Here is a 19,382-nt window from a genome sequence, read left to right on the forward strand (position 1 = left end):
TATACTTCTTAAATTCATCTATTTGCTGAGGAATTTCATGACTTGGGTTATCGTCGCGCTGTGTGGTTTTATCCTACTAGCTACGCTATTGCCACTTGCTAAACATCCGCATTGGAGTGTGAGAGCAATGGAGTTCCCGCGGCTTCAGCTCGTTGTTATTACCGCATTTACGCTACTGCTGTCCATTTTCTATCTTAATCTTCAAAGTGTAGCCGCGCTTGCTGCCATTTCTCTATTAGGTTGTTTAAGTTTTCAACTGTGGTGGATTTTACCCTACACCCCGCTTTGGCCTGTCGAGGTAAAAACAGCGACAACCAATACTCACACAATTAGTTTGATCACCGCCAATGTACTGCAAACTAATCGACAGTTTAATTTGCTGCTGGAGCAAGTCCGGGTACATCAACCTGATATTTTAGTCACATTAGAAAGTGATGAGATATGGGAGCAACAATTAGACTCATTGCTGGACATACTGCCCTACAGCGTTAAATGTCCACAATCCAATTTATACGGCATGCACGTTTATGCTCGCTACCCGCTAGACGAGGCAAAATGTGAGTATATCGTTGAAGAAGGCGTACCTTCGATACATGCAAAACTCAGGATCGCTCCCCATATCATGCTCCAAACCCATTTTTTACATCCGGCACCGCCAAGCCCCACCGAAAACGAAACGGCCATTGAGCGAGATGCGGAATTGGTGGTTGTCGCCAAACGCGTCATAAATGAGCCACTGCCCACCATTGTCACTGGCGATCTCAATGATGTTGCTTGGTCACCAACCACGAGGTTATTTAGGAAAATAAGTGGGCTTCTTGATCCGAGAGTTGGCCGAGGCATGTTTAACACTTTTCATGCACAGTACCCGTTTGCACGTTGGCCGCTGGATCATTTGTTTTCGAGTCACCATTTCACAGTGATCGATATTAAAAGGCTCAACAACATAGGGTCAGATCACTTTGCGCTTTATGCAAAACTCGCTTATCAACCGGTCAAAAATGAAGATGAAGCAGGACTTGAGCTGAAAAAGAAAGATATACATCGCAGCAAAGAAATTATTGAAAATGCCGTGGCAAAGCCGAATTGCAAATTATGATAGCGAATTTAAGTACGCTAAGTGTGAACGAGTGTTATAAGGTTTTTTAAATAACATCAGCTTGAAGCCAGCATCGTTCACTGACTTCAAGCCGAAAAGTGTATTTACGACTTCAGAGAATTAATCCAAGTCTTGATATCTTCTTCAACAAGCGCCATTGGCCTTGCGCCCTTTAGCAACACCACGTCGTGGAATGCTTTAATATCAAACTTATCGCCCAGTTGCTGTTTAGCATGCTCTCTAAGCTCAACCAATTTAAGCATACCTAACTTATAACCAAGCGCTTGTCCTGGCCAAGCGATATAACGGTCGATAGCCGATACCACATCGCTCATCGCCGTACCAGTTGCATCAGCAAAATACGTGATCGCTTGGTCGCGTGTCCACTTTTTATAATGTAGGCCCGTATCAACCACCAATCGAGCCGCACGATATGCCTCAGCTTGCAGACGACCTAAGTCTCCAAATGGGTCGTCCTTATACATCCCCATTTCGTATGCCAATAGCTCTGAATACAGCGCCCAGCCCTCAACATAACCATTAAATGAGGCATTTTGACGCATCAAACCGATTTCTGTTTGCAACATATTAAGCGCAATTTGGAAGTGGTGACCAGGAACCGCCTCATGATACGTTAAGGTTTTCATGCCAAAGCTTGGTACTGCTTTCATGTCTTTTAGGTTGATTGAAAATACCCCTGGGCGACTGCCATCAAGCGATGGACCGTTGTAGTAACCACCTGGCGCACCTGCTTCCACGGCCTTTGGTATACGTTTAACTTCAACAGGTTGCGGTGGAATTGTAGAAAAATAATCTGGCGCTTTTTGTAAAATTGTCCCTATTTCACCACGCAAGAACGATAATAACGCTTCACGACCTTCGTCAGAATCCGCATATAAGAATCTCGACTCTTCATTGAGCTGCTTCATCCGGTCACCAACAGTACCTTGTGAATAGCCATTTTGCTTAAGGATTTCGTCCATGCGCTTTGAAATACGCTCCACCTCAGCAAGGCCAATTTGGTGGATCTCTTCCGCGCTCATATCAGAATCCGCCAAATAGGTGATTTCATGCTGGTAGAAAGATTCGCCATTTGGTTGAACCCAAATACCGACATTTTCAGGCGCTTTGCTCTCTAGCGCGTGCATAATCGCAGACACATTTTTAAACTCAGGATAAAGCTTTTGCTCAACTATTTGTGTTGCCTGTGCAACATAATCAGCGGCGGCTTTATCCGTAATACCATCAATATTCGCAAGTTTATCTTTAAACGACGCAACCAAAGGATGTTCTGTACCACTTGGCGCCGTGAAGTTATCTAAATAACCTAGCGTGTTTGGAAATAATACTTTTGGTAAAATTACGCCTTTATTGGCATCCGCTTTTACCTTGCTTGCAACTTGCTTCGTGACTTCAACAAAGGCATTTAGGCGCGCAACATAGTCTTTTGCATCTTGCTCGCTCTCTATTCCATGTTGGTCTTTAAGCACATTCGGAATATCCAGCAATGGGCCAGACAACTGGTTAACAATGTATGGCAGGTGTCCGCCCCAAGTATCAATATAACCTGCTGAGAAGCCTTTATCGCCGGCATAATAACGGGCAATAACTTCATTTACTTTAAGGTGCAACAAGTCATCAGAGTTCGCCACGCCCGATTGTAATTGTTTTAATTTATCTGCGGCTGCGTTCATATCCACCTGTAGCGCCTGCATACCGACAACCGAGTAATCTGGCAGTCTATTGGCGTAGTGACCATATTCACTGCTTGATAATTTGAGCGAAGTGGCAAGTGCGGGTTCGTGGTTAATAAACTGCTTGGTGTACTGTTCTACGACTTTGTCGATTTCTGCACGAGAGAGAGTTGATTCAGTGGTTTTAGCAACAGATGTAGTTTCTGTTTTTGGCTTGTCTTGAGCACATCCGCTCAAACCTAGCACAACAGAGAGTGCTACCAAGCTTATTTTATTCATTATTACGCCGCTCCATTAAGGTTGTTGTCAAAGCTAAAATACCAGTGCAGATCTGGCTGCTGATGGAATAGTCATACCTATTTGAAAAAGCAAATGGATATAAGCACTTTATTAAGAATATGAGACTGCAATAAAGTGCTCACGCTATTCTCATAGATGCAACTACAAGTAACATATTTGCGTTTTTGTTACAGCTATAAAAGACGGAAAATTGCGAATTAATTGACTTTTCCGAGCTTTTTCCAGCAAACTAGCTTAGCTTTCGAGCACTAGGGGCTTTGGCGTATTAGCGCATTGTGACGGTAACTCAACGATAACGCGCTGCACGCGACCAGATGACTTGTCAAACACAAAGCAAGCATGTGGCCTTTGCTCTAACTGTAAGCTGATGGTGATACTCAAACTTTTGGGTAAAGCTTGGGCTATCACATCTCTCGATGCTTCGGTAAAGAGTACAGATTCAGGGGTAAATTGATAAAACTGCCCAAACTGCAAATCACAGTGATCGCCTTGCTGTAAGTCCTTTCTATATTCATATTGATAGAGCTTGCTGCCACAACCGGGGCCAAAATAACAGGTCGTCAATGCCGTAAAATTGTAGTCCCGCACTTGTGGAATAAAGCAGCGCTGAGTTCCCCGCTTTGGCGTTGGATGCCAAATCTGTGCACATACTTTAAAAAATGGTCGTTTATTTTCATAAAGTACATATAGATCATCATTGTCCACCATCCCTCGCGCATGATGTTGGTAATTACTACTACCCGCAACTTGTGCCGCGAGAAATTGCTTATTTTGCGATAGCCGATACAACATTTCAGCCAGCAGCCTCAATGTACTGTCATCCAAGCAAGCTGGACCTGTATATAAGCTAGAAACACAATTAACAAAGTCACTAAAGCTAATTGCCCCATGACTATAAAAGTTATCAAATTGGCGTGCCATATTTCTTCCTTGTTTGTAAGCGTTTTAGTCAGACGAATAGAGAGTGCGTCAGCTAAAATTCGAGTTTTTTAAAACAGAAACTTGCAAATATCCGATTGCAAACTGCGCTGCTTTTTTATACCAATTTACTTAATTAAGAGATCTATTTTGAAGCAAGAAAACCTTGTCGATAACCAGGCACAAATTTTACTATTTAGTTGTTCTAAATAAGAAACTTTTTAACACAGTTAGCGTCAGATTTGCCCCATAATATTGAGCAAGTATTAAGACAAATTGGTATGAGTCCCTAATTAAAGCTAATGCAGACTGAGGAGAACGCAACAAATTAATTACAATTTTGCTGGCAGCCTAGCTAAGACTATTAATGAGATGAGTCAGAGATGGCGGTTTAGAGCTTATACGCTATACAGCGCGTAAGTGAAGCATGAATGTATGTCATAAAAACTTCATGCAAATTTATGCACTTAACACCACGCGCGACAGAGACTGAGCAGAGCGCAATATTTATATTATATTTTCATCGTTTCGAATGACATTAATCAGCAAAACAAGATAAATCACGGCCCAAATTTACTTAGATTTGGATTCAGAGATTACCTCGTCTTGGCTAAACATCTCAACCTGAGCAGCTTGAGATGAGATGCTATGAGCATCAGTTGTTAACGTTAAAATAACAAACAATACAGTCATCACTGCAAATGCAATATTGACCGTTTTCCCTAAAAAGCGTGTTTTTAACATCACGATTTCTCCTAAACTTATCACTACTAAGCTTAGTCGAAATCGTGAGCAAAAAGGTTTAATTCAAACAAAAAAATAACTCATTAAATGCAATTATCGAAGCGTGTGGGTTTATGTGCTAGCGAACATTCGAGTTAATTGGTTTTATCGCCTTGATAAGCCTGAGTTCCCCATAGTGGCACAGTTGATAAGCTATGCTTAAAACTGCCAGAGGTTTCCTTGGTGGTATAGGCTAAGTACATTAAAGTTTGGTTTTTTGCATCAAAGATCCTTCTCACTTTCATTGCTTTAAAAAACACACTTTTTGATTTTTTGAACACCACTTCACCAGAATCGCTTTTGTCTATATTTGCTAGCATTGCCGGTGTTATTTCGCTCGTTTGACGACAAGAAATAGAGCTATCGCTAGGATCTGAAAAACTCAAGTTATCTTCAACACTCGCGACATGGCAGGTCACGCCCGTTACAACAGGGTCAACCATAGAGTCTAGTTTTATATCTTTGAGCGTAAATAGACCAAGAGATACATCACCAACTTCACTGTCAGAGCAACCGAGTAACGAACAAGATGCCAACAATGCAAACATCAGCTTTTTCATTGTTTTTCCTTAATATTATCGATGTATAAAAGAAGTATACGGAGCTAATACTCTAAGCTATTTAAAAATTTTCGCAAATAGCCGTCTTCCATAAAGAAATAACCATTCAAAAAATCAAAATAATTATTCACAAAATACGAATAAGCATGTTAGCATGCGCCGCAGTTTCAGGGTGGTTAAATTACCTAAAGTAAATACAAAGTATTGCCCGTCTATTTACCGCCAGCTGTATGAAATTTTCTCTAAACTCGGGACTAAAATGTGCTACCTGCATACTTACCCATTTATAAATATTGAAATTTCGTCACGTTTAATTCTAAATTTGAGGTTCCACCATTTATGAGTAAGCTCCATCCAAGCTTAGTCGCACTAGCTGTTAGTTCGAGTTTTTTTGTTGTTAATCAATCACAAGCAGAAGAAAGTAAGGCTCAAGAAAAGTCAATTGAGCGAATTCAAGTAACAGCAACTCGACGCGCAGGCACAGTTCAAGAAGCGCCATTAAACATTACCGCCGTCGACAGCGATGTAATGAGCGACCAAAATATTGGCGACCTTGAAGACGTAGCAAGATGGGTCCCAGGTTTGACAATCACAGAACAAGGTGGCCGTGAAGGTTCACCTATTATTGTTCGTGGTTTGAATACTAATTCGTCAGAACGTGCCTCTGACTCGGGAACCGTGGCAACTTACCTCGGCGAAATCCCAATCAATGTGGATTTGCGACTAACCGATATCGAACGTGTTGAAGTCTTGATTGGCCCACAAGGTACGCTTTACGGTGCAGGCACGCTAGGTGGTGCAATTAGAACCATGCTTAAAGTGCCAGTGCTTGACGTTATTGAAGGTAAACTAAGTGGTGACTTATTCAGTATCAATGAAAGTGACAGCCATGGTCATGAAGTGGGTGCTGTCTTCAATATGCCTATAGTGATGGATGAATTAGCCGTTCGTGCAAGTATTAACCGCTATCACAACCCCGGCTTTATGGATTACAGTTATGTGGTTAAGCAAGCTGGCGTTTCAAACCCAGATCCTGATTGGTCCAATGCTGAGGATGTAAAAGCAAACATCAACGCAGTTGCGGATGCAAATGATGAGACCATTACGACCACACGGGTTTCTCTACGTTGGTTGGTGAGTGAGAATATCGATACCACGCTGAACTATTTTCACCAGAAACAAGAAAATGGCGCTAACTCAATTTCACAATATCAAAGCCTTGCGGCACAGCACCCGCTTGCCGATACGATCAAACCATACGAGTCAGCCTACCGCGTGCTTGAACCTAACGAACAAGAAGACGACCTGCTTAGCCTTGAAATCAACGCCGATTTAGAGTTTGCTGATTTAGTTTCGGCATCCGGTTGGTCAAGCAAAGAACAACAAGGCCAACGAGATCAAACCGATCTACTTTATGATATTTGGCCGGGTTATGCGGATTTTCCTAGTTTTACCGCGTTGACTAAAGATACTACTGATCAAGACACTTTTACCCAAGAGATCCGTTTAGTCTCTAAAGGGGATGACGCGCTAAATTGGATTGCAGGGGTATATTACAGCAAACAAGAAATTAGTTCGGACGATAGAGAGTACACGCCAGGACTCACGGCGTTTTGGGGCGATGAAATCGACAATATTGAGCAAGATCTTGAGTATATTGCACTGACCAATGCCACCAGCAAAGAGTCAGCATTGTTTGGCGAAATTGGCTATGCTTTTTCAGACGATTTTAATATCACAGTGGGCGCTCGTTTCTATCGCTATGATGTTAAAACTGAGTCAGCTGCAGAAACCCCGCTCTATTCTGGGGGCCTGCCAAGCCTCGAACAAATTTCATTTGAACAAGTCAGTGCCAAAGACAATGGTAGTTTGTTTAAGTTTAATGCCAATTACACTTGGCAAGATGGACTGCTGACGTACTTCACTGTCAGTGAAGGATTTAGGTTAGGCGGTGGCAACGGTTTGGAGTCCTGTCCAGAAACACTACCTGAGCAACAGATCATCTGTGCACTGCCGCATGAGCTTAGCTATAAACCAGATACCACCACTAACTATGAGCTGGGATTAAAATCTACATGGCTAAATAACAAGCTGCATTTCAACGCCGCATTATTCAGTGTTGATTGGGAAGATGCACAGATCTCATCCGTGACGGTAAACGGCCAAGAGATCATTACCTCTAATGCTGGCTCTGCGAACTCTAGTGGGATTGAGTTGTCAACCCGGGCTATGTTGAACGACCAGTGGACGGTGTATGCAACCTATTCTTATGCAAAAGCACAGCTCACTGATGATGCACCAGCCCTGTTTGCGGTATTCAAAGAAGGTGACTATAGCGCAGAAGAAATTGCGCTTTACCAGCCGTACTATGACGGTACAGATGGCGACCGCCTACCTGGCGCGCCAAAACAGCAGTTTTCATTCGGCTTAAGCTACGAGCAGGAAGTGTTCGACGACAAAATGCTTAACGTTAATTATGGGGTCACCGCGCAGAGTGACGTATACACGAAAGTCGGACTCAAAGCTGACGGGGAGGTATTGCCAGGATTTGCCTTGTCTAACCTCAGTGCTAAGCTTTCAAGCGAGCAATGGGCCGTCACTTTTTATGTCGACAACCTGTTTGACAAACTTGCTTTCACCTCGGTAAGACGCGACAAGTCTTGGGCTGGTGAAGCTACATTCGCGGCGTTAAACAAAGCCTTGCCAGAGCAGCAACGTGTGTACGGACACTATGTCACAACACCTCGTACCGTTGGGGTCAAGCTTAACTACCAGTTTGAGTTATAATCAGCAAAAAACTAAAATAGAGAGTGAAGCTACCTTCACTCTCTTCACGTTGCGATGACATCATACAATCAGATCCAAAGCTATATTCAACAGCATCAATTTCAAGCGGCGCATCACGCATTAGTCGCTCGCATTAATACCAATGCCAACGATCACCACGCGTACGCCTTATTGGCCGAATTGAATATCGCTCTCGGTAACCTCAGCAAAGCACTAAAAATTTACGACAAGTGCCTAAGTTTATTTCCCTGCGCATTTTACTCATTGAGCGCTGCCAAACTTGCGCTTTTTAGCCAAGCACCATTAGTGGCAAAGCGCTATATTCTGCATTTGCTAGGTAACACACAGTTGTCGGGATCTGAGCACGATACCCTCGCAAATATATTACTGAGATTAAATCAATATACTGACGCTGGTTGGCATTTTAGCCATGCCTATACACGCTCACCACACTGTCCTGAAATCGCGCTCAACTATGCAATGCATTTAAAGATGTCTGGTGAATTAGCACAAGCGCGAACGCTGCTTGCCTCTTTAGTGCAAGCAAACCCAAGTAATGCAAAGTGCCAATTAGCCTACTCAGAGCTTACGCCTGTAGAATTAGCATCGGCTCGCATCGCTCAGTTAGCAACTGAAATAACAGCGCAAACTGCACCTCTTGCATTACAACGGCTTTACCATGCGCAGGCGCTCGAATACGAAAAGCAGGAAAATTATCCCAAAGCATGGCAAAGCTTTGTGGCCAGTAAACAAGCGATAAGTACCGAGGTTTCCTATTCACCTAAACAAATGACTGGCTATTTTCAAGCACTTGGCAAACTTCTAGACAAGCCTATTGATTTTGCTCCAGAGCAAACGCTTGCACCTGTATTTATCATTGGGCTACCACGCTCAGGCACCAGTTTAATGGAGCAGATCTTAGCGCAATTGTCGCTACAACCGCTGGGAGAAATCAGTGTATTGCCCCAAGCACTTAGGTTTTCTCGTGACTACGACAGTAATATTCAATATATCAGCCACGCCTATAAAGAGGCTAACGCCATTGGGCAATACCGTCTCTTCACCGCGCAGTCCGTTGCTGGTGCTCAACGTTTTGTAGACAAACAACCATTTCATTTTTTCTTTATCGATTTGCTTGCAAAGGCGTTTCCACGCGCGAAATTTGTCGTGATGAAACGAGACAGAACAGATACTTGTATCGCAAACTTCCGTCAATTATATCAAACGAATAGCCCCTTTCATGGCTACTCATACCGGATGCAAGATATTCAAGCTATGTATGATAATACTTATGCGTTTTTGCAAGATGCCGCACAAAAACATCCGACTCAAATTAAATTTGTGAATTATGAATCGCTGGTAGAAATGCCTCAGGCTGTGATGAAGGAAGTCTGTCAATTTCTCGAGTTGGATTGGCAAGACAATGCACTTCACTTTTATAAGCAAGGTTATTACTCAGCGACAGCCAGCAAAATGCAGATCAGACAGCCATTGAACAATGCAAGTGTAGGCAAATATCGAAATGTATACCCAATATAGGAATATTGCCCCATTGCAGTGATGATGCTAACGTTAAGCAAAAGGAATATAAAACAATAACGATATGAAGCAACTATTCCCTACTCTCTGTTTCGCAACACTTGTGGCTTGTACACCGGTCGAAATAACAAAAACCGAGCGAGCACTCACACAAGCTCAACAGCAAAGAGACATAGAAGCACAAGCACAGGCGCTCAAGACACTCAGTGAATACGACAGCGCCACATGGCAAAGCTTATATCAAGAAACACAAAATGCCTCAGCTTTACTACTAGACGCACAAATTGCTTATGAAAACGCTGATATCGTTACGGCTCAGATAAAAGCCGCGCAATCAAAAGCACTTAACAATTCAGTGCAAGCGGATACATTGCTGCGCACCTTATCTGCCGACTATCCTCTGACGGAGCTGATTGATACATTGGTAAAGTTACATTCTGCATCAAACCGGCATGAAATTGCACTCACGAGCTTCTTTAACCAACCTCCTAGTAAATGGAACATAATCGACGTCAATCAAAAATTGTCGCTGATCAACGCTCATATTCAAGCGATTCGAAAGCAGATTGCAGCTATTCCTGAAGGTAAAAAGCACAATGCAATCTACCAAACTGTACTGACGGTGGCTGAATCTCAAATTGAACAACTAGGTAAGCAGGAAAGTTTGCTTTTGCGCAACCTTCAGCAGCAATTAAGTACCATACATGCGGAGCAATTTATACAGCTTCATCACACAGTGACAGAGCAACTGAATAACTTTGAAGAACGAGTAGTAGCCTCAATGATCCGCCAAGATCAAAATAAATTAATTGAGACAATGCAGCACCAAAGTGAGCTGCTGTACAACATTGATCTCATGTTAAAGCAGACAGGCTCTGCAAGACATGCTGAGTTTGAGCTTTTTTACCTTGCTTATATTCAACTGCTGAATAAGTCCAAAGATTACAGAGAGTATGCTCGACAAGGGAAAGCAGCCCTCGCATTATTTGAGCGCGCCGGAGCCCCTCATAACTTTTATCAACAGTATCAAATGCTGGTGTCAGAGCCACTAACACTGAGCGATGATTTACTCGCTTTTGCACGCTCACAAAATGAATCAAAATTTTTGTATAGAAAATACTAGGCCCTACTAGCGACTAGTTATCCACCATGCGAGCAGCACAATTGCCGTTGTGAGAATAACGGCTTTTATTTTATGTTGTTTAATTAGCTTTTCAGCCTGATCACCAGCAAAGTAAACGACCGCCGCCAAGCCAAAATAACGTAGTGAACGGGCAATACAGGTTGCAATTAGAAATTGTAATAGTGAAAACTTTGTGGCGCCAGCTGCTAACATGGCAATCTGAAAAGGTACTGGCGCAATACCTAAGGTCAACACAAACCAAAATCCCTGACTTTGCATCTGCGCTTTCACTTGCTCAAACTGAGACTGGCTCGACAGCAGCTCAATAGCGGAATCCCCCACTGCATCAAATAAATAGTACCCCAACGCATAACCAAATAAGGCACCAATCACACATCCAACCGTCGCCATTAGCGCAATTAGCCACAGTTTTTCTCGCCTCGCCTGCATTAGCGGCACCATCACAGCTTCAAGCGGAATAGGCACGATGGTTGACTCTAAAAAAGAGGCAACCGTGATCCCTTTGAGCATATTTTTTGATTCTACTAATCGCTTGGTCTTTTGCTTCAATTCAGCCGTTAGCGCCATCACATTTCCCCTGATGTTCTGAGTAATGGAGACAAGCATAGCCTAAGCTATGTTTCTCCTTCCTGAATTAAATGGTTATTCATATATGCTGGTATTTGTATGTGCGGACAAATGCGATACTCTGTTTTAGAGTGAATTATTGGGGGATGTTTCTGTGAATTATTTGGCGCATTTGTACTTTGCCAAACCAACTGCCGCATCGCACTTTGGCAACTTGCTCGGTGACTTTCAAAAAGGCGTGAATATACAAGTACTGCCCAAACCTGTGCAACTTGGTCTACAAACACATATGCAAGTCGATAAATTTACTGATAGCCACACGATAACAAAATCTGCTAAACAACTTTTTTCGCCCGCGCGTCGTCGCTTTGCAGGCATTGCACTGGATGTGTTATATGACCACTTTTTGATTAAGCACTGGCAGCAATATCACAGCACCTCGCTTGATGACTTTAAACGTCAGAGCTTTTCATTGCTGCACGATAACTTGCACATCATGCCTGCGCACATGCAACGAGTCGTTAGCGCAATGACACAAAATGATTGGTTTGCCACCTATGAATCCGTAGCTGGTGTGGGTCATGCACTCGATAACATCGCCCAACGTATTCGTTTTCAAAACCAATTTTCAGGCACTGAAGTGGATATAAAAGAGCACTACCACCAGCTTGAATCTGGATTTCAAACCTTTTTTCCGCAGTTGGTTGAGCACATAAGGCAGCAATCCATAGAGCACCAGAAAATAGAGTAAACTGTCGCCGTGTTACTCAATACCAACTCGATTGCAAGGTTGCCAGGAAGGGCTGCCCCCCCGCTGGACACCTGTTCTTTGGCTGCTATCTAACCAGTCAAAACGGTACATAAACGCTAGATGTATTTTATACCAATACCAGAGACAGACTACTCGTTGAAGTGAAACTTCCGATTAAATCCGCTCAAAACGATATAGGCCACGCCAAATCACCGCGATGATCTCACCTTTATCATTCGTTTCAATGGTGACATCTGCGCCCCCTTCAAGCTCAATCAGGGTGTCTTCCTCTGTGGCAACAAAGGCCATCAGGTTATCGCGAGCCATATCTAAGACGTTAAATCGCGTCCCCTCTCGGGTGATTTTCATTTTAAACTGATGATCTTTCTCATAAGCATACAGACCTTCCAATTGCTTTGCGCGTGCCTCAGGTAATGTAATCGCGGTTATCTTTTTACTGCGTATAAAATTCCAGCCGTAATGTTCGCTGATGGCAATGCGAAGCTCACCAAATACGGTACTCGCTGAGTCGCCATTGGACATCAACACCATACCCTCATCTTTTTCCACAAATGCTTCAAAACGATTGCTAAAGCCTTTATTTTTACCACCATGGGTGAAAACAAGCCCTTGCTCTCGCTGTTCAAGCTCTGGTCCCAAACCCCATACGTCATGATGAACTTCAAGCATTTGCTTCGCCAGCTCTGGTGTGATGGGCCCCACGGTATTGCCTGCATACGCTTGTTGTACGGCCATAATATATTTAGCGAGATCCACCGGAGTGGTCCAAAGGCCAGCCGCGGCTTGTTCTGGATAAACATGCCAGTCCCCTTCAACTTGCTCGCCTTTATCGTCAAACGCAGCACTGGCTTTTGACCATAGCGTTTTCGGTAATGGTTGCGCATAGGTACTATTGTGCATCCCTAGCGGAGTTAAAATTGCCTGCTGGACATACTCTTCAAATGGCATTTTTGTCACATCTGCCACGAGCAATTCCATTACCGTGTAACCACCGCCAGAATAGCGCCAAGCTTTACCTGGCAAAGTGTCAACCGTCACTAAGTCGGTATTGCCTTTACCCATTAAGACTTCAACGTCAGTTGGAATTTTACTACCACGCACGTAGCCCGGAAAACCATGTTGAGTGAGCCCCGAGGTGTGAGTCATTAACTGTCTCAAAGTAACAGGATTGGCTTTGGTAAATTCGTTCGTTGGTACTTTCCAAGAGGTGAGATATTGATTAACGTCAGCATCTAAATCGACTTTACCATCTTGCGCTAACTTTAATACCGCAAGCGCAGCAACTGGCTTACTTATTGACCCTGCCTGAAACAGCGTTTCAGTGGTCACTTTTCGATTTTGCTTTTTATCTGCAATGCCAAAACCCTCAGCCCACACCACTTTACCATCTTTGATCACGGCAAGGCTTAAGCCCGGCAAATGCGTTTCTTGAAGACGCGTCTGCAAATCTACAGGTTGGTATTTTTGGCCTTCTAACTGAACTCTAGGTAAAAGATTTTGTGCAACTTGTTGAACTTGATGTTGAGCTGAGTCAGTGGCGAAGGATGTCTGACTTAGCAAAGACGAGCAAAATATGGCGCAGTACAATAGTTTCGACATGATATTTCCCTTGTTATTATCGTTATTCACTCACTTTACACATTGATAAATGTGCCGTGAATGAATAACAGTATAATCATGAGATGAAGAAAAATGCACCTACATCAACTTTGAGCCTGAGACACTCGGCGATTAACGGGGTAACGCTCGAAGTCCTCCCAGTAATGAATTCCACCTATCATCTCTTTTACTTGATAGCCCATTTTTGCAAGCTTATACGCGGCCTTTGTCGCGCCATTACACCCAGGACCCCAACAATAAACCACGATTGGTGTGACCTTGTCATACTTAGCCATCGTCAGTTCGCTTATGTCTGCGCTTGGCATATTAACTGCGCCTTGAGCATGACTTTTGGCAAAGGCTTCATTCGACCTGACATCAAATAGCACAAAATCCTGCTGCCCCGTTAACATCGCCTGATAAACATCAGCACAATCCGTTTCGCAAGCCAGCTTCATTGCAAAATACTGTGATACTTCTACTTTCATCTTTTAACTCCTATTTAAATACTCTGGGTCCTAAATAATCTGAGCTGCGGATAATTATTTAACCTGAGGTTTGGATAAGGAATGAGCTAGCTCATTGTTTTTTAACCTCACCCGAGGTCAACTACGTTACGCACTTGATAGGCGTTAATGAATTCATATTTTTTGAAGGCGATGTTCATCATTTCAGAATAGGCAATCGCAGCAAGCTCATTTAAACTGGTGGTATTCAATACGTGATTGAGTTTAGTGCAATGGAGTTTTACCATTTAAGGTCGTTTGTTGCGGTTGCAGAGGCCCAAAATCTAACGGCAGCAGCGAAACGACTGTACACCACACCACCTGCTATCAGCGCCCATATCAAAGCGCTTGAGGAGGAACTCAATACCGTATTGTTTCATCGTTCTAGCAAAGGGATGCAGCTCACAGAGCAAGGTAAGATCTTGCTAGACAAAGCTAAGTTAACGCTTGCAAGTGCAAATGATTTAATGCACACCGCAGCGCAAGCCAAAACACTGCTCACAGGCGAGTTCAGACTTGGCTTGAACCACCCTATTGGCACCTCGAGCGAACTTGGCACACTAATAAAAACCCTCAACCAGCACTTTCCAAGTCTTTCTTTTTCGCTGGAATTACTCTCAAGTGGTGTCATCGTCGACAAACTCAGTGATGGGCTACTTGATGGTGGGGTTATTTATGGCGAAGTACCTGCACATTTTAGCGCGGTACCGCTCACAGAAGTTGCAGTTACCACCGCTTATCCTGCATCTTGGCCTACGCCATCACATAAAGCCGAATTGGCACAGATGACGTGGATACGTATGGGAAAAGGCTGCCCTTTTGATAAGCAACTTGATCAACAGCTAAGCGAAGTAAACGCGGTAAATATTAATGCTGCGGATGAGCGCTCCCGCTTGGCTTTAGTTAAGGCAGGACTCGGCGTGAGCTTTATTGAAGCCAACGCCATTGCAGATCAAGAAGCAGAAGTTGCCTTGTCTAGTTTGCTAGACTTTTCGCTCCCAGTACATTTTGTTGTGGCAAATCAAGCGCTCACAGAGCCTAAAGTGAACGCCGTGTACCAAGTGGTTTGTGCATCTATTGATGCTGCGCAAGGATAATCCCCTGCTGCTTTTTCGGCATTTTTTCGACTACAAGGCGAAATGAGTTATCCATCATCCGCTCAAGTTCTCCTGTAGGAATGGAGCCATCGAGCACCACCGTGTTCCACAGCTTTTTATTCATGTGGTAACCCGGTAACACCGCACTAAAAATGTCTCGCAGCGCTTGCGCTTCATCAGGATCGCATTTGAGATTTACGCGCCAATGGGGATGCTCGTCATCTTCTTTGCCCATTTTACCAAGCGCCAACGTCGCGAACATTTTGTCTTTCACTTTATATACATCAACGCCTTCACCAAAAGGTTGACTTACGCTGGTATAGGGTTTTGCAAGCAAGTAGTCATGTACTTGTTGATGATCCATCTTATTCTTCTACCTTTAGATTAATCGTTGCCGCTTAGTAGTAAAGCATAATACCAAGCGGCGTAGTAGCATAAATTACTCAACCTGAGGTTTGAATAAGAAATACGCTAACTCATTGTTTTGAAGCTCAGGTTACTCAGGTTGTGGTGCCTGTCCTTGCCAACTCCAACTTGGAAATAGTTCGCCATTCACGACGGCATTATTACCAGAAAACAGCGAGTGCGGCCTTTCTTGCGTTACCCAATTTGTCGCAGAGGAATGCTCCAACTCAAAAACCACGTTCCCAAAGAAGCTGTAAGGCCCTGACAAGGTCGAGTTTCTATAAGCAGCAAACAAAGTTTGGCCGCCCATCATCAGTTCGCCAACACTACTTTGCTGGTCGATTTCGGCGGCGCCTTTACTCCAGATCATCAATAGATTTATATGCGACTGCCCATCTGCTAAAAAGTAGCCATTTCCAGCAACTTGTACTGCGTCGAACTGGTTCCCTTGGGTACTTCTAGCATTGGCGGTATCAAACACATATGCTGTCATTGCCTGATTGCCGGCTACAAATTCAGCAAAAGCGCCCCCTGCTATTTTCACTTTAGCTTGGTTTAGGTTACTTAAGTAAAGATTACTATTATCTGTCACGATATAGTGGTATTCAGGCTCAGTACCTTGCACTTGAGTCACGACATTATCCAATCTTGCCATTCCCTGCGCCGTTACCGTTACGCTACTTTGCTGAGCGGTGCTGACAAGCCCTAAGTTATTGAGCTTAGCCGAGCCAGACTCCACTAATATGGTCGGCTGTACGCCGCTTAGCGCCGCAGTGATAACATCTTGGGTATTATCAGACCCAGTAATGGTGATACCAGATCTCGTGATCTTAATTGGGCCCTGACATTGTCCTTGAATAGCAAAGGTAATTTCATCGACAGGCCAACTTACTTGCTCAACGGCACGTTTCAGTAAGCTGGGGTTAGTATGACAGTTGATAGCAAAAGTATACGACCCACTGACGCTTTGTGATGCGACTTGCTTTGCCAAGACATGCAACCTTTTGACATCGCTGTCATTTGTATCCTTTGCAAAAACATGGGAAGCGCAGATAGCGGATGCAACCAAACTGGTTGCAAATATGCTTGTACTTAATTTCATTTCCTTATCCTTTACACGTTTAATCCTGCCAATTGCAGTACCCTAAATCCTAATACAGATCTAGATATAAAATGCACTGTATATTTAAACACTACTGACACTCCCTGACACAACATCGTGGTTTACTCTTTTTGAACTCAAAAAGGAGAAAGACCATGCAACAAAATGTCGTAGAGATTGTAAAATTTAAATTGGCTCTTGGTGCTACAGAGAGTGACATTATGGGTGTAAACCCAGCTTTTACCGAGTGGGTTGAACAGCAACCTGGGTTACTATATCGTTCGTTGACTAAAGACAGTCAGACTGACGAGTATTTAGATATTATTTATTGGCAATCGATGGAGCATGCTAAAGCGGTTTCGGCACAATTCCCAACAACCGAAGTATGCCAAAGATTAACGCAATACATAGACAGCGAGAGTGTCACCATTAGTCACAGTAATGTGCTCTCTCAAACGCCATGTAGCGGTTAATTAATCTGAGATTTGAATAACAAGGAAAACTCGTGCATAAATCAGAACGTCTCTTTCAGTTAGTGGATCTGCTCAAGGGTCGACGATTAGCGGTTACCGCTAAGTCATTGGCCGATCACTTTACGGTATCTGAGCGTACGATTTATCGCGATATTCAGGACTTACAAAGTTCTGGCGTGCCAATTGAGGGGGAAGCAGGTGTCGGCTATATCATTGGTGACTACCCACTGCCCCCGATGATGTTTAGCTATGATGAACTCACCGCATTGTTACTTGGTAGTAAAATGGTTGGAGCATGGACGGATCCCGAACTAAGCGCGCATGCAAAAGCGGCCATTGCCAAAATCGAGGCCGTACTACCCGCTCACCTCAAACAACAGCATGACCACTCCCCTTATTTGGTTTCGAGTTTTAAACACGGACCACAACAACAATCCTTTAGCGCTACACTCAGGCTCGCCATTGCGGCTAAGCAGTGTGTACAACTTGAATATCAAGACGTTGCAAAGCAACAAACCCAGCGTATTATCGAGCCTCTCGGATTGGTTTATTGGGGTGGAAAGTGGACGCTGGTCGCATTTTGTCAGCTCCGCAGTGATTACCGTGAATTTCGCTTGGACCGTATCACCGCGATACATAAAAGTAAGCTGACCTTTACCGTAAATCCTGATAAAAACCTCAATCATTATGTTGAATTAGTTAAAGCCAAATACGCCGAAGAAATTGCACAGCACCAATGCCAAGCGCCTGATAAAAGTAGCAACTAATTCTAAGCTCACTGCCCGATTCATATTTTGTTACTAATACTTGCGCACCTAAAATCAACCTTTTCAGACTGCACCGCGACTAATTTTGTAAATCAGACTTACTCCTTCGAGGTGCTTATGAAAACCACAAAATCAATACTCATAATTTCGGTAACACTGGCTTTGAGTGCCTGCGTTGGCTACTCCAATGCAAATACAACCGAGCCGCAAACACAAGGCAGCTACCGGCTTATCGCTTACCAAGACTGTAACCCAATAATCAAACACACCATGGACGCCGAACAGGTGGCCGCATACAAAGCACTCAAAGCGGCAGAGCTTGATATCTCAGCTTCTGAGTTACCAATGAAAGATATTGAAGACAAGCTCGCACTGCTCAGCAAAGAAATGGAAGCCATTAGTAAAGAGGCGATACAAGAAGACGACGATCGACTTGTGATCAATAAAGCGCTACTGGCAAAACAAGAAGAAAAGGCCAAGCAAATTGAGGCAGTAATTGAAAGTCACGCAGCTAATTTTGATGCCATTGACGACTATGCCGAAAAAATCGAAGCCGCAGCAAATCGCTTTGATAAAGCTTTAAAACCCATAATTGGTGACTTAAAAGAGGTCAATATTAATATCATCGAACCCGGTGAAACCCCAAGTGCCCGTTGCCTCGCGTCAAACTAAGCAAGTTGAACTGATTGAATGGAGGAAAATATTCCTCCAACTGTATTTGCTCATCACTTGCCTTACCATTTAGACAAATTGATATGGACTTTGACTGACAGGCGACTTTGAGCAAAATATGGCTACTTCATTAAATGCTTTATGCGTATTAGTTCACATATAAAGTATGTTATGTTTGTTCATGCTAGCCTCAGCTGTTTAGTTATTTAACAAATTAATTATGGCTCTGCTTTATATAAAGCGAACCCACGAAAAAGAGAAGGCTAGCACGGTGTGGGAGTCATTATATCTATATTTCGGAAGGTCGGCAGTGAATGATATTGAAAGGAATAAGTTAATCAAAACTAGCTGGGATTTGCATAGTTTGGTAGAAAGTAGCTACCTTGGCAATCCCGCTACCAAAGGCGATGAGGAATGGCTAGAAAAACAGCGTATTCTATTAGCTGACATGGCCATTCATTTATTACAAACGGCTATTCAGCCAGGTAACATAGAGCTTGATAAATTAAAAAATAATCTGCACTCGATTCTAACAATCACAGATCAATTTTTACCCCATTCAGGACTTAAAGAAGCAACAGAGAAACTTTACAAGTAA

The 19,382-nt window shown here is 43.4% G+C and carries 19 protein-coding genes; 10 read left to right on the forward strand and 9 right to left on the reverse strand.

What is annotated here, in order from left to right; translation table 11 throughout:
- Positions 1-37: 37 nt before the first annotated feature.
- Positions 38-1,099, forward strand: a complete 1,062-nt coding sequence (locus MHN32_RS11460) for an endonuclease/exonuclease/phosphatase family protein (RefSeq protein ID WP_235366597.1) — start codon at positions 38-40, stop codon at positions 1,097-1,099.
- A gap of 104 nt (positions 1,100-1,203) precedes the next feature.
- Here MHN32_RS11460 and MHN32_RS11465 read toward each other — a convergent pair whose 3' ends face one another.
- The 4 genes from MHN32_RS11465 to MHN32_RS11480 form a co-directional block, all read right to left on the reverse strand.
- The gene (locus MHN32_RS11465; protein ID WP_239421753.1) at positions 1,204-3,072 is read right to left on the reverse strand and encodes a DUF885 domain-containing protein; all 1,869 of its coding nucleotides are present in this window, start codon (positions 3,070-3,072) and stop codon (positions 1,204-1,206) included.
- A 255-nt stretch (positions 3,073-3,327) separates the two neighbouring features.
- Complete coding sequence (locus MHN32_RS11470; protein WP_010606242.1) at positions 3,328-4,014, reverse strand: hypothetical protein; 687 nt, start codon at positions 4,012-4,014, stop codon at positions 3,328-3,330.
- 570 nt (positions 4,015-4,584) lie between these two features.
- Positions 4,585-4,758, reverse strand: a complete 174-nt coding sequence (locus MHN32_RS11475; protein ID WP_157782802.1) for a hypothetical protein — start codon at positions 4,756-4,758, stop codon at positions 4,585-4,587.
- A gap of 131 nt (positions 4,759-4,889) precedes the next feature.
- Complete coding sequence (locus MHN32_RS11480) at positions 4,890-5,354, reverse strand: CreA family protein (RefSeq protein WP_102057281.1); 465 nt, start codon at positions 5,352-5,354, stop codon at positions 4,890-4,892.
- 339 nt (positions 5,355-5,693) lie between these two features.
- Here MHN32_RS11480 and MHN32_RS11485 point away from each other — a divergent pair, with 339 nt between their 5' ends.
- The 3 genes from MHN32_RS11485 (at position 5,694) to MHN32_RS11495 (ending at position 10,803) form a co-directional block, all read left to right on the forward strand.
- Complete coding sequence (locus MHN32_RS11485; protein WP_239421755.1) at positions 5,694-8,141, forward strand: TonB-dependent receptor; 2,448 nt, start codon at positions 5,694-5,696, stop codon at positions 8,139-8,141.
- Between the two features lie 54 nt (positions 8,142-8,195).
- Complete coding sequence (locus MHN32_RS11490; RefSeq protein WP_239421756.1) at positions 8,196-9,680, forward strand: sulfotransferase; 1,485 nt, start codon at positions 8,196-8,198, stop codon at positions 9,678-9,680.
- A 64-nt stretch (positions 9,681-9,744) separates the two neighbouring features.
- Positions 9,745-10,803, forward strand: a complete 1,059-nt coding sequence (locus MHN32_RS11495; protein WP_239421758.1) for a hypothetical protein — start codon at positions 9,745-9,747, stop codon at positions 10,801-10,803.
- A gap of 6 nt (positions 10,804-10,809) precedes the next feature.
- On the opposite strand, the gene MHN32_RS11500 is transcribed toward MHN32_RS11495, so the two are convergent.
- The gene (locus tag MHN32_RS11500; RefSeq protein WP_102057285.1) at positions 10,810-11,391 is read right to left on the reverse strand and encodes a VTT domain-containing protein; all 582 of its coding nucleotides are present in this window, start codon (positions 11,389-11,391) and stop codon (positions 10,810-10,812) included.
- Between the two features lie 154 nt (positions 11,392-11,545).
- Here MHN32_RS11500 and MHN32_RS11505 point away from each other — a divergent pair, with 154 nt between their 5' ends.
- Positions 11,546-12,142 (forward strand): ACP phosphodiesterase, encoded by a 597-nt coding sequence (locus tag MHN32_RS11505; RefSeq protein ID WP_206473274.1) that lies wholly within the window; start codon positions 11,546-11,548, stop codon positions 12,140-12,142.
- A 174-nt stretch (positions 12,143-12,316) separates the two neighbouring features.
- Here the strand turns inward: MHN32_RS11505 and MHN32_RS11510 are convergent, their stop codons facing one another.
- Together MHN32_RS11510 and MHN32_RS11515 are read right to left on the reverse strand one after the other, a co-directional pair.
- Positions 12,317-13,762, reverse strand: coding sequence for a serine hydrolase domain-containing protein (locus tag MHN32_RS11510; protein WP_239421761.1), 1,446 nt, complete (start codon positions 13,760-13,762; stop codon positions 12,317-12,319).
- Positions 13,763-13,866: 104 nt separating this feature from the next.
- Positions 13,867-14,250: a rhodanese-like domain-containing protein gene (locus tag MHN32_RS11515; RefSeq protein WP_010606234.1), complete on the reverse strand. Its 384-nt coding sequence runs from the start codon at positions 14,248-14,250 to the stop codon at positions 13,867-13,869.
- A gap of 233 nt (positions 14,251-14,483) precedes the next feature.
- Between MHN32_RS11515 and MHN32_RS11520 the strand changes: the two genes are divergently transcribed.
- On the forward strand, positions 14,484-15,365 hold the full coding sequence (locus MHN32_RS11520; protein ID WP_239421763.1) for a LysR family transcriptional regulator: 882 nt from the start codon (positions 14,484-14,486) through the stop codon (positions 15,363-15,365).
- Here MHN32_RS11520 and MHN32_RS11525 read toward each other — a convergent pair.
- Entirely contained in the window at positions 15,343-15,729 is a 387-nt protein-coding gene (locus tag MHN32_RS11525; RefSeq protein WP_010606232.1) for an MmcQ/YjbR family DNA-binding protein, read from the reverse strand. The genes MHN32_RS11520 and MHN32_RS11525 overlap by 23 nt on opposite strands.
- Positions 15,730-15,861: 132 nt before the next feature.
- Complete coding sequence (locus tag MHN32_RS11530; protein WP_239421764.1) at positions 15,862-16,872, reverse strand: hypothetical protein; 1,011 nt, start codon at positions 16,870-16,872, stop codon at positions 15,862-15,864.
- Positions 16,873-17,027: 155 nt separating this feature from the next.
- Between MHN32_RS11530 and MHN32_RS11535 the strand changes: the two genes are divergently transcribed.
- The 4 genes from MHN32_RS11535 to MHN32_RS11550 all read left to right on the forward strand — a co-directional run bounded on the left by MHN32_RS11535 (position 17,028) and on the right by MHN32_RS11550 (position 19,382).
- Positions 17,028-17,345, forward strand: a complete 318-nt coding sequence (locus MHN32_RS11535) for a hypothetical protein (protein ID WP_010606230.1) — start codon at positions 17,028-17,030, stop codon at positions 17,343-17,345.
- Positions 17,346-17,377: 32 nt separating this feature from the next.
- Positions 17,378-18,112, forward strand: coding sequence for a YafY family protein (locus tag MHN32_RS11540; RefSeq protein ID WP_010606229.1), 735 nt, complete (start codon positions 17,378-17,380; stop codon positions 18,110-18,112).
- Between the two features lie 117 nt (positions 18,113-18,229).
- Complete coding sequence (locus MHN32_RS11545; RefSeq protein ID WP_239421765.1) at positions 18,230-18,784, forward strand: hypothetical protein; 555 nt, start codon at positions 18,230-18,232, stop codon at positions 18,782-18,784.
- 310 nt (positions 18,785-19,094) lie between these two features.
- Positions 19,095-19,382, forward strand: coding sequence for a hypothetical protein (locus MHN32_RS11550; protein WP_010606223.1), 288 nt, complete (start codon positions 19,095-19,097; stop codon positions 19,380-19,382).

Origin of the sequence: Pseudoalteromonas sp. Of11M-6, from assembly GCF_022347905.1 — a bacterium.
Taxonomy (GTDB): Bacteria; Pseudomonadota; Gammaproteobacteria; order Enterobacterales; family Alteromonadaceae; genus Pseudoalteromonas.

Bases quoted from the DNA above. Each gene is read 5' to 3' on its own strand.
- MHN32_RS11460 (WP_235366597.1), top strand. From the start codon at position 38: ATGACTTGGGTTATCGTCGCGCTGTGTGGTTTTATCCTACTAGCTACG.
- MHN32_RS11465 (WP_239421753.1), bottom strand. From the start codon at position 3,072: ATGAATAAAATAAGCTTGGTAGCACTCTCTGTTGTGCTAGGTTTGAGC.
- MHN32_RS11470 (WP_010606242.1), bottom strand. From the start codon at position 4,014: ATGGCACGCCAATTTGATAACTTTTATAGTCATGGGGCAATTAGCTTT.
- MHN32_RS11480 (WP_102057281.1), bottom strand. From the start codon at position 5,354: ATGAAAAAGCTGATGTTTGCATTGTTGGCATCTTGTTCGTTACTCGGT.
- MHN32_RS11485 (WP_239421755.1), top strand. From the start codon at position 5,694: ATGAGTAAGCTCCATCCAAGCTTAGTCGCACTAGCTGTTAGTTCGAGT.
- MHN32_RS11490 (WP_239421756.1), top strand. From the start codon at position 8,196: ATGACATCATACAATCAGATCCAAAGCTATATTCAACAGCATCAATTT.
- MHN32_RS11495 (WP_239421758.1), top strand. From the start codon at position 9,745: ATGAAGCAACTATTCCCTACTCTCTGTTTCGCAACACTTGTGGCTTGT.
- MHN32_RS11500 (WP_102057285.1), bottom strand. From the start codon at position 11,391: ATGGCGCTAACGGCTGAATTGAAGCAAAAGACCAAGCGATTAGTAGAA.
- MHN32_RS11510 (WP_239421761.1), bottom strand. From the start codon at position 13,762: ATGTCGAAACTATTGTACTGCGCCATATTTTGCTCGTCTTTGCTAAGT.
- MHN32_RS11515 (WP_010606234.1), bottom strand. From the start codon at position 14,250: ATGAAAGTAGAAGTATCACAGTATTTTGCAATGAAGCTGGCTTGCGAA.
- MHN32_RS11525 (WP_010606232.1), bottom strand. From the start codon at position 15,729: ATGGATCATCAACAAGTACATGACTACTTGCTTGCAAAACCCTATACC.
- MHN32_RS11530 (WP_239421764.1), bottom strand. From the start codon at position 16,872: ATGAAATTAAGTACAAGCATATTTGCAACCAGTTTGGTTGCATCCGCT.
- MHN32_RS11535 (WP_010606230.1), top strand. From the start codon at position 17,028: ATGCAACAAAATGTCGTAGAGATTGTAAAATTTAAATTGGCTCTTGGT.
- MHN32_RS11545 (WP_239421765.1), top strand. From the start codon at position 18,230: ATGAAAACCACAAAATCAATACTCATAATTTCGGTAACACTGGCTTTG.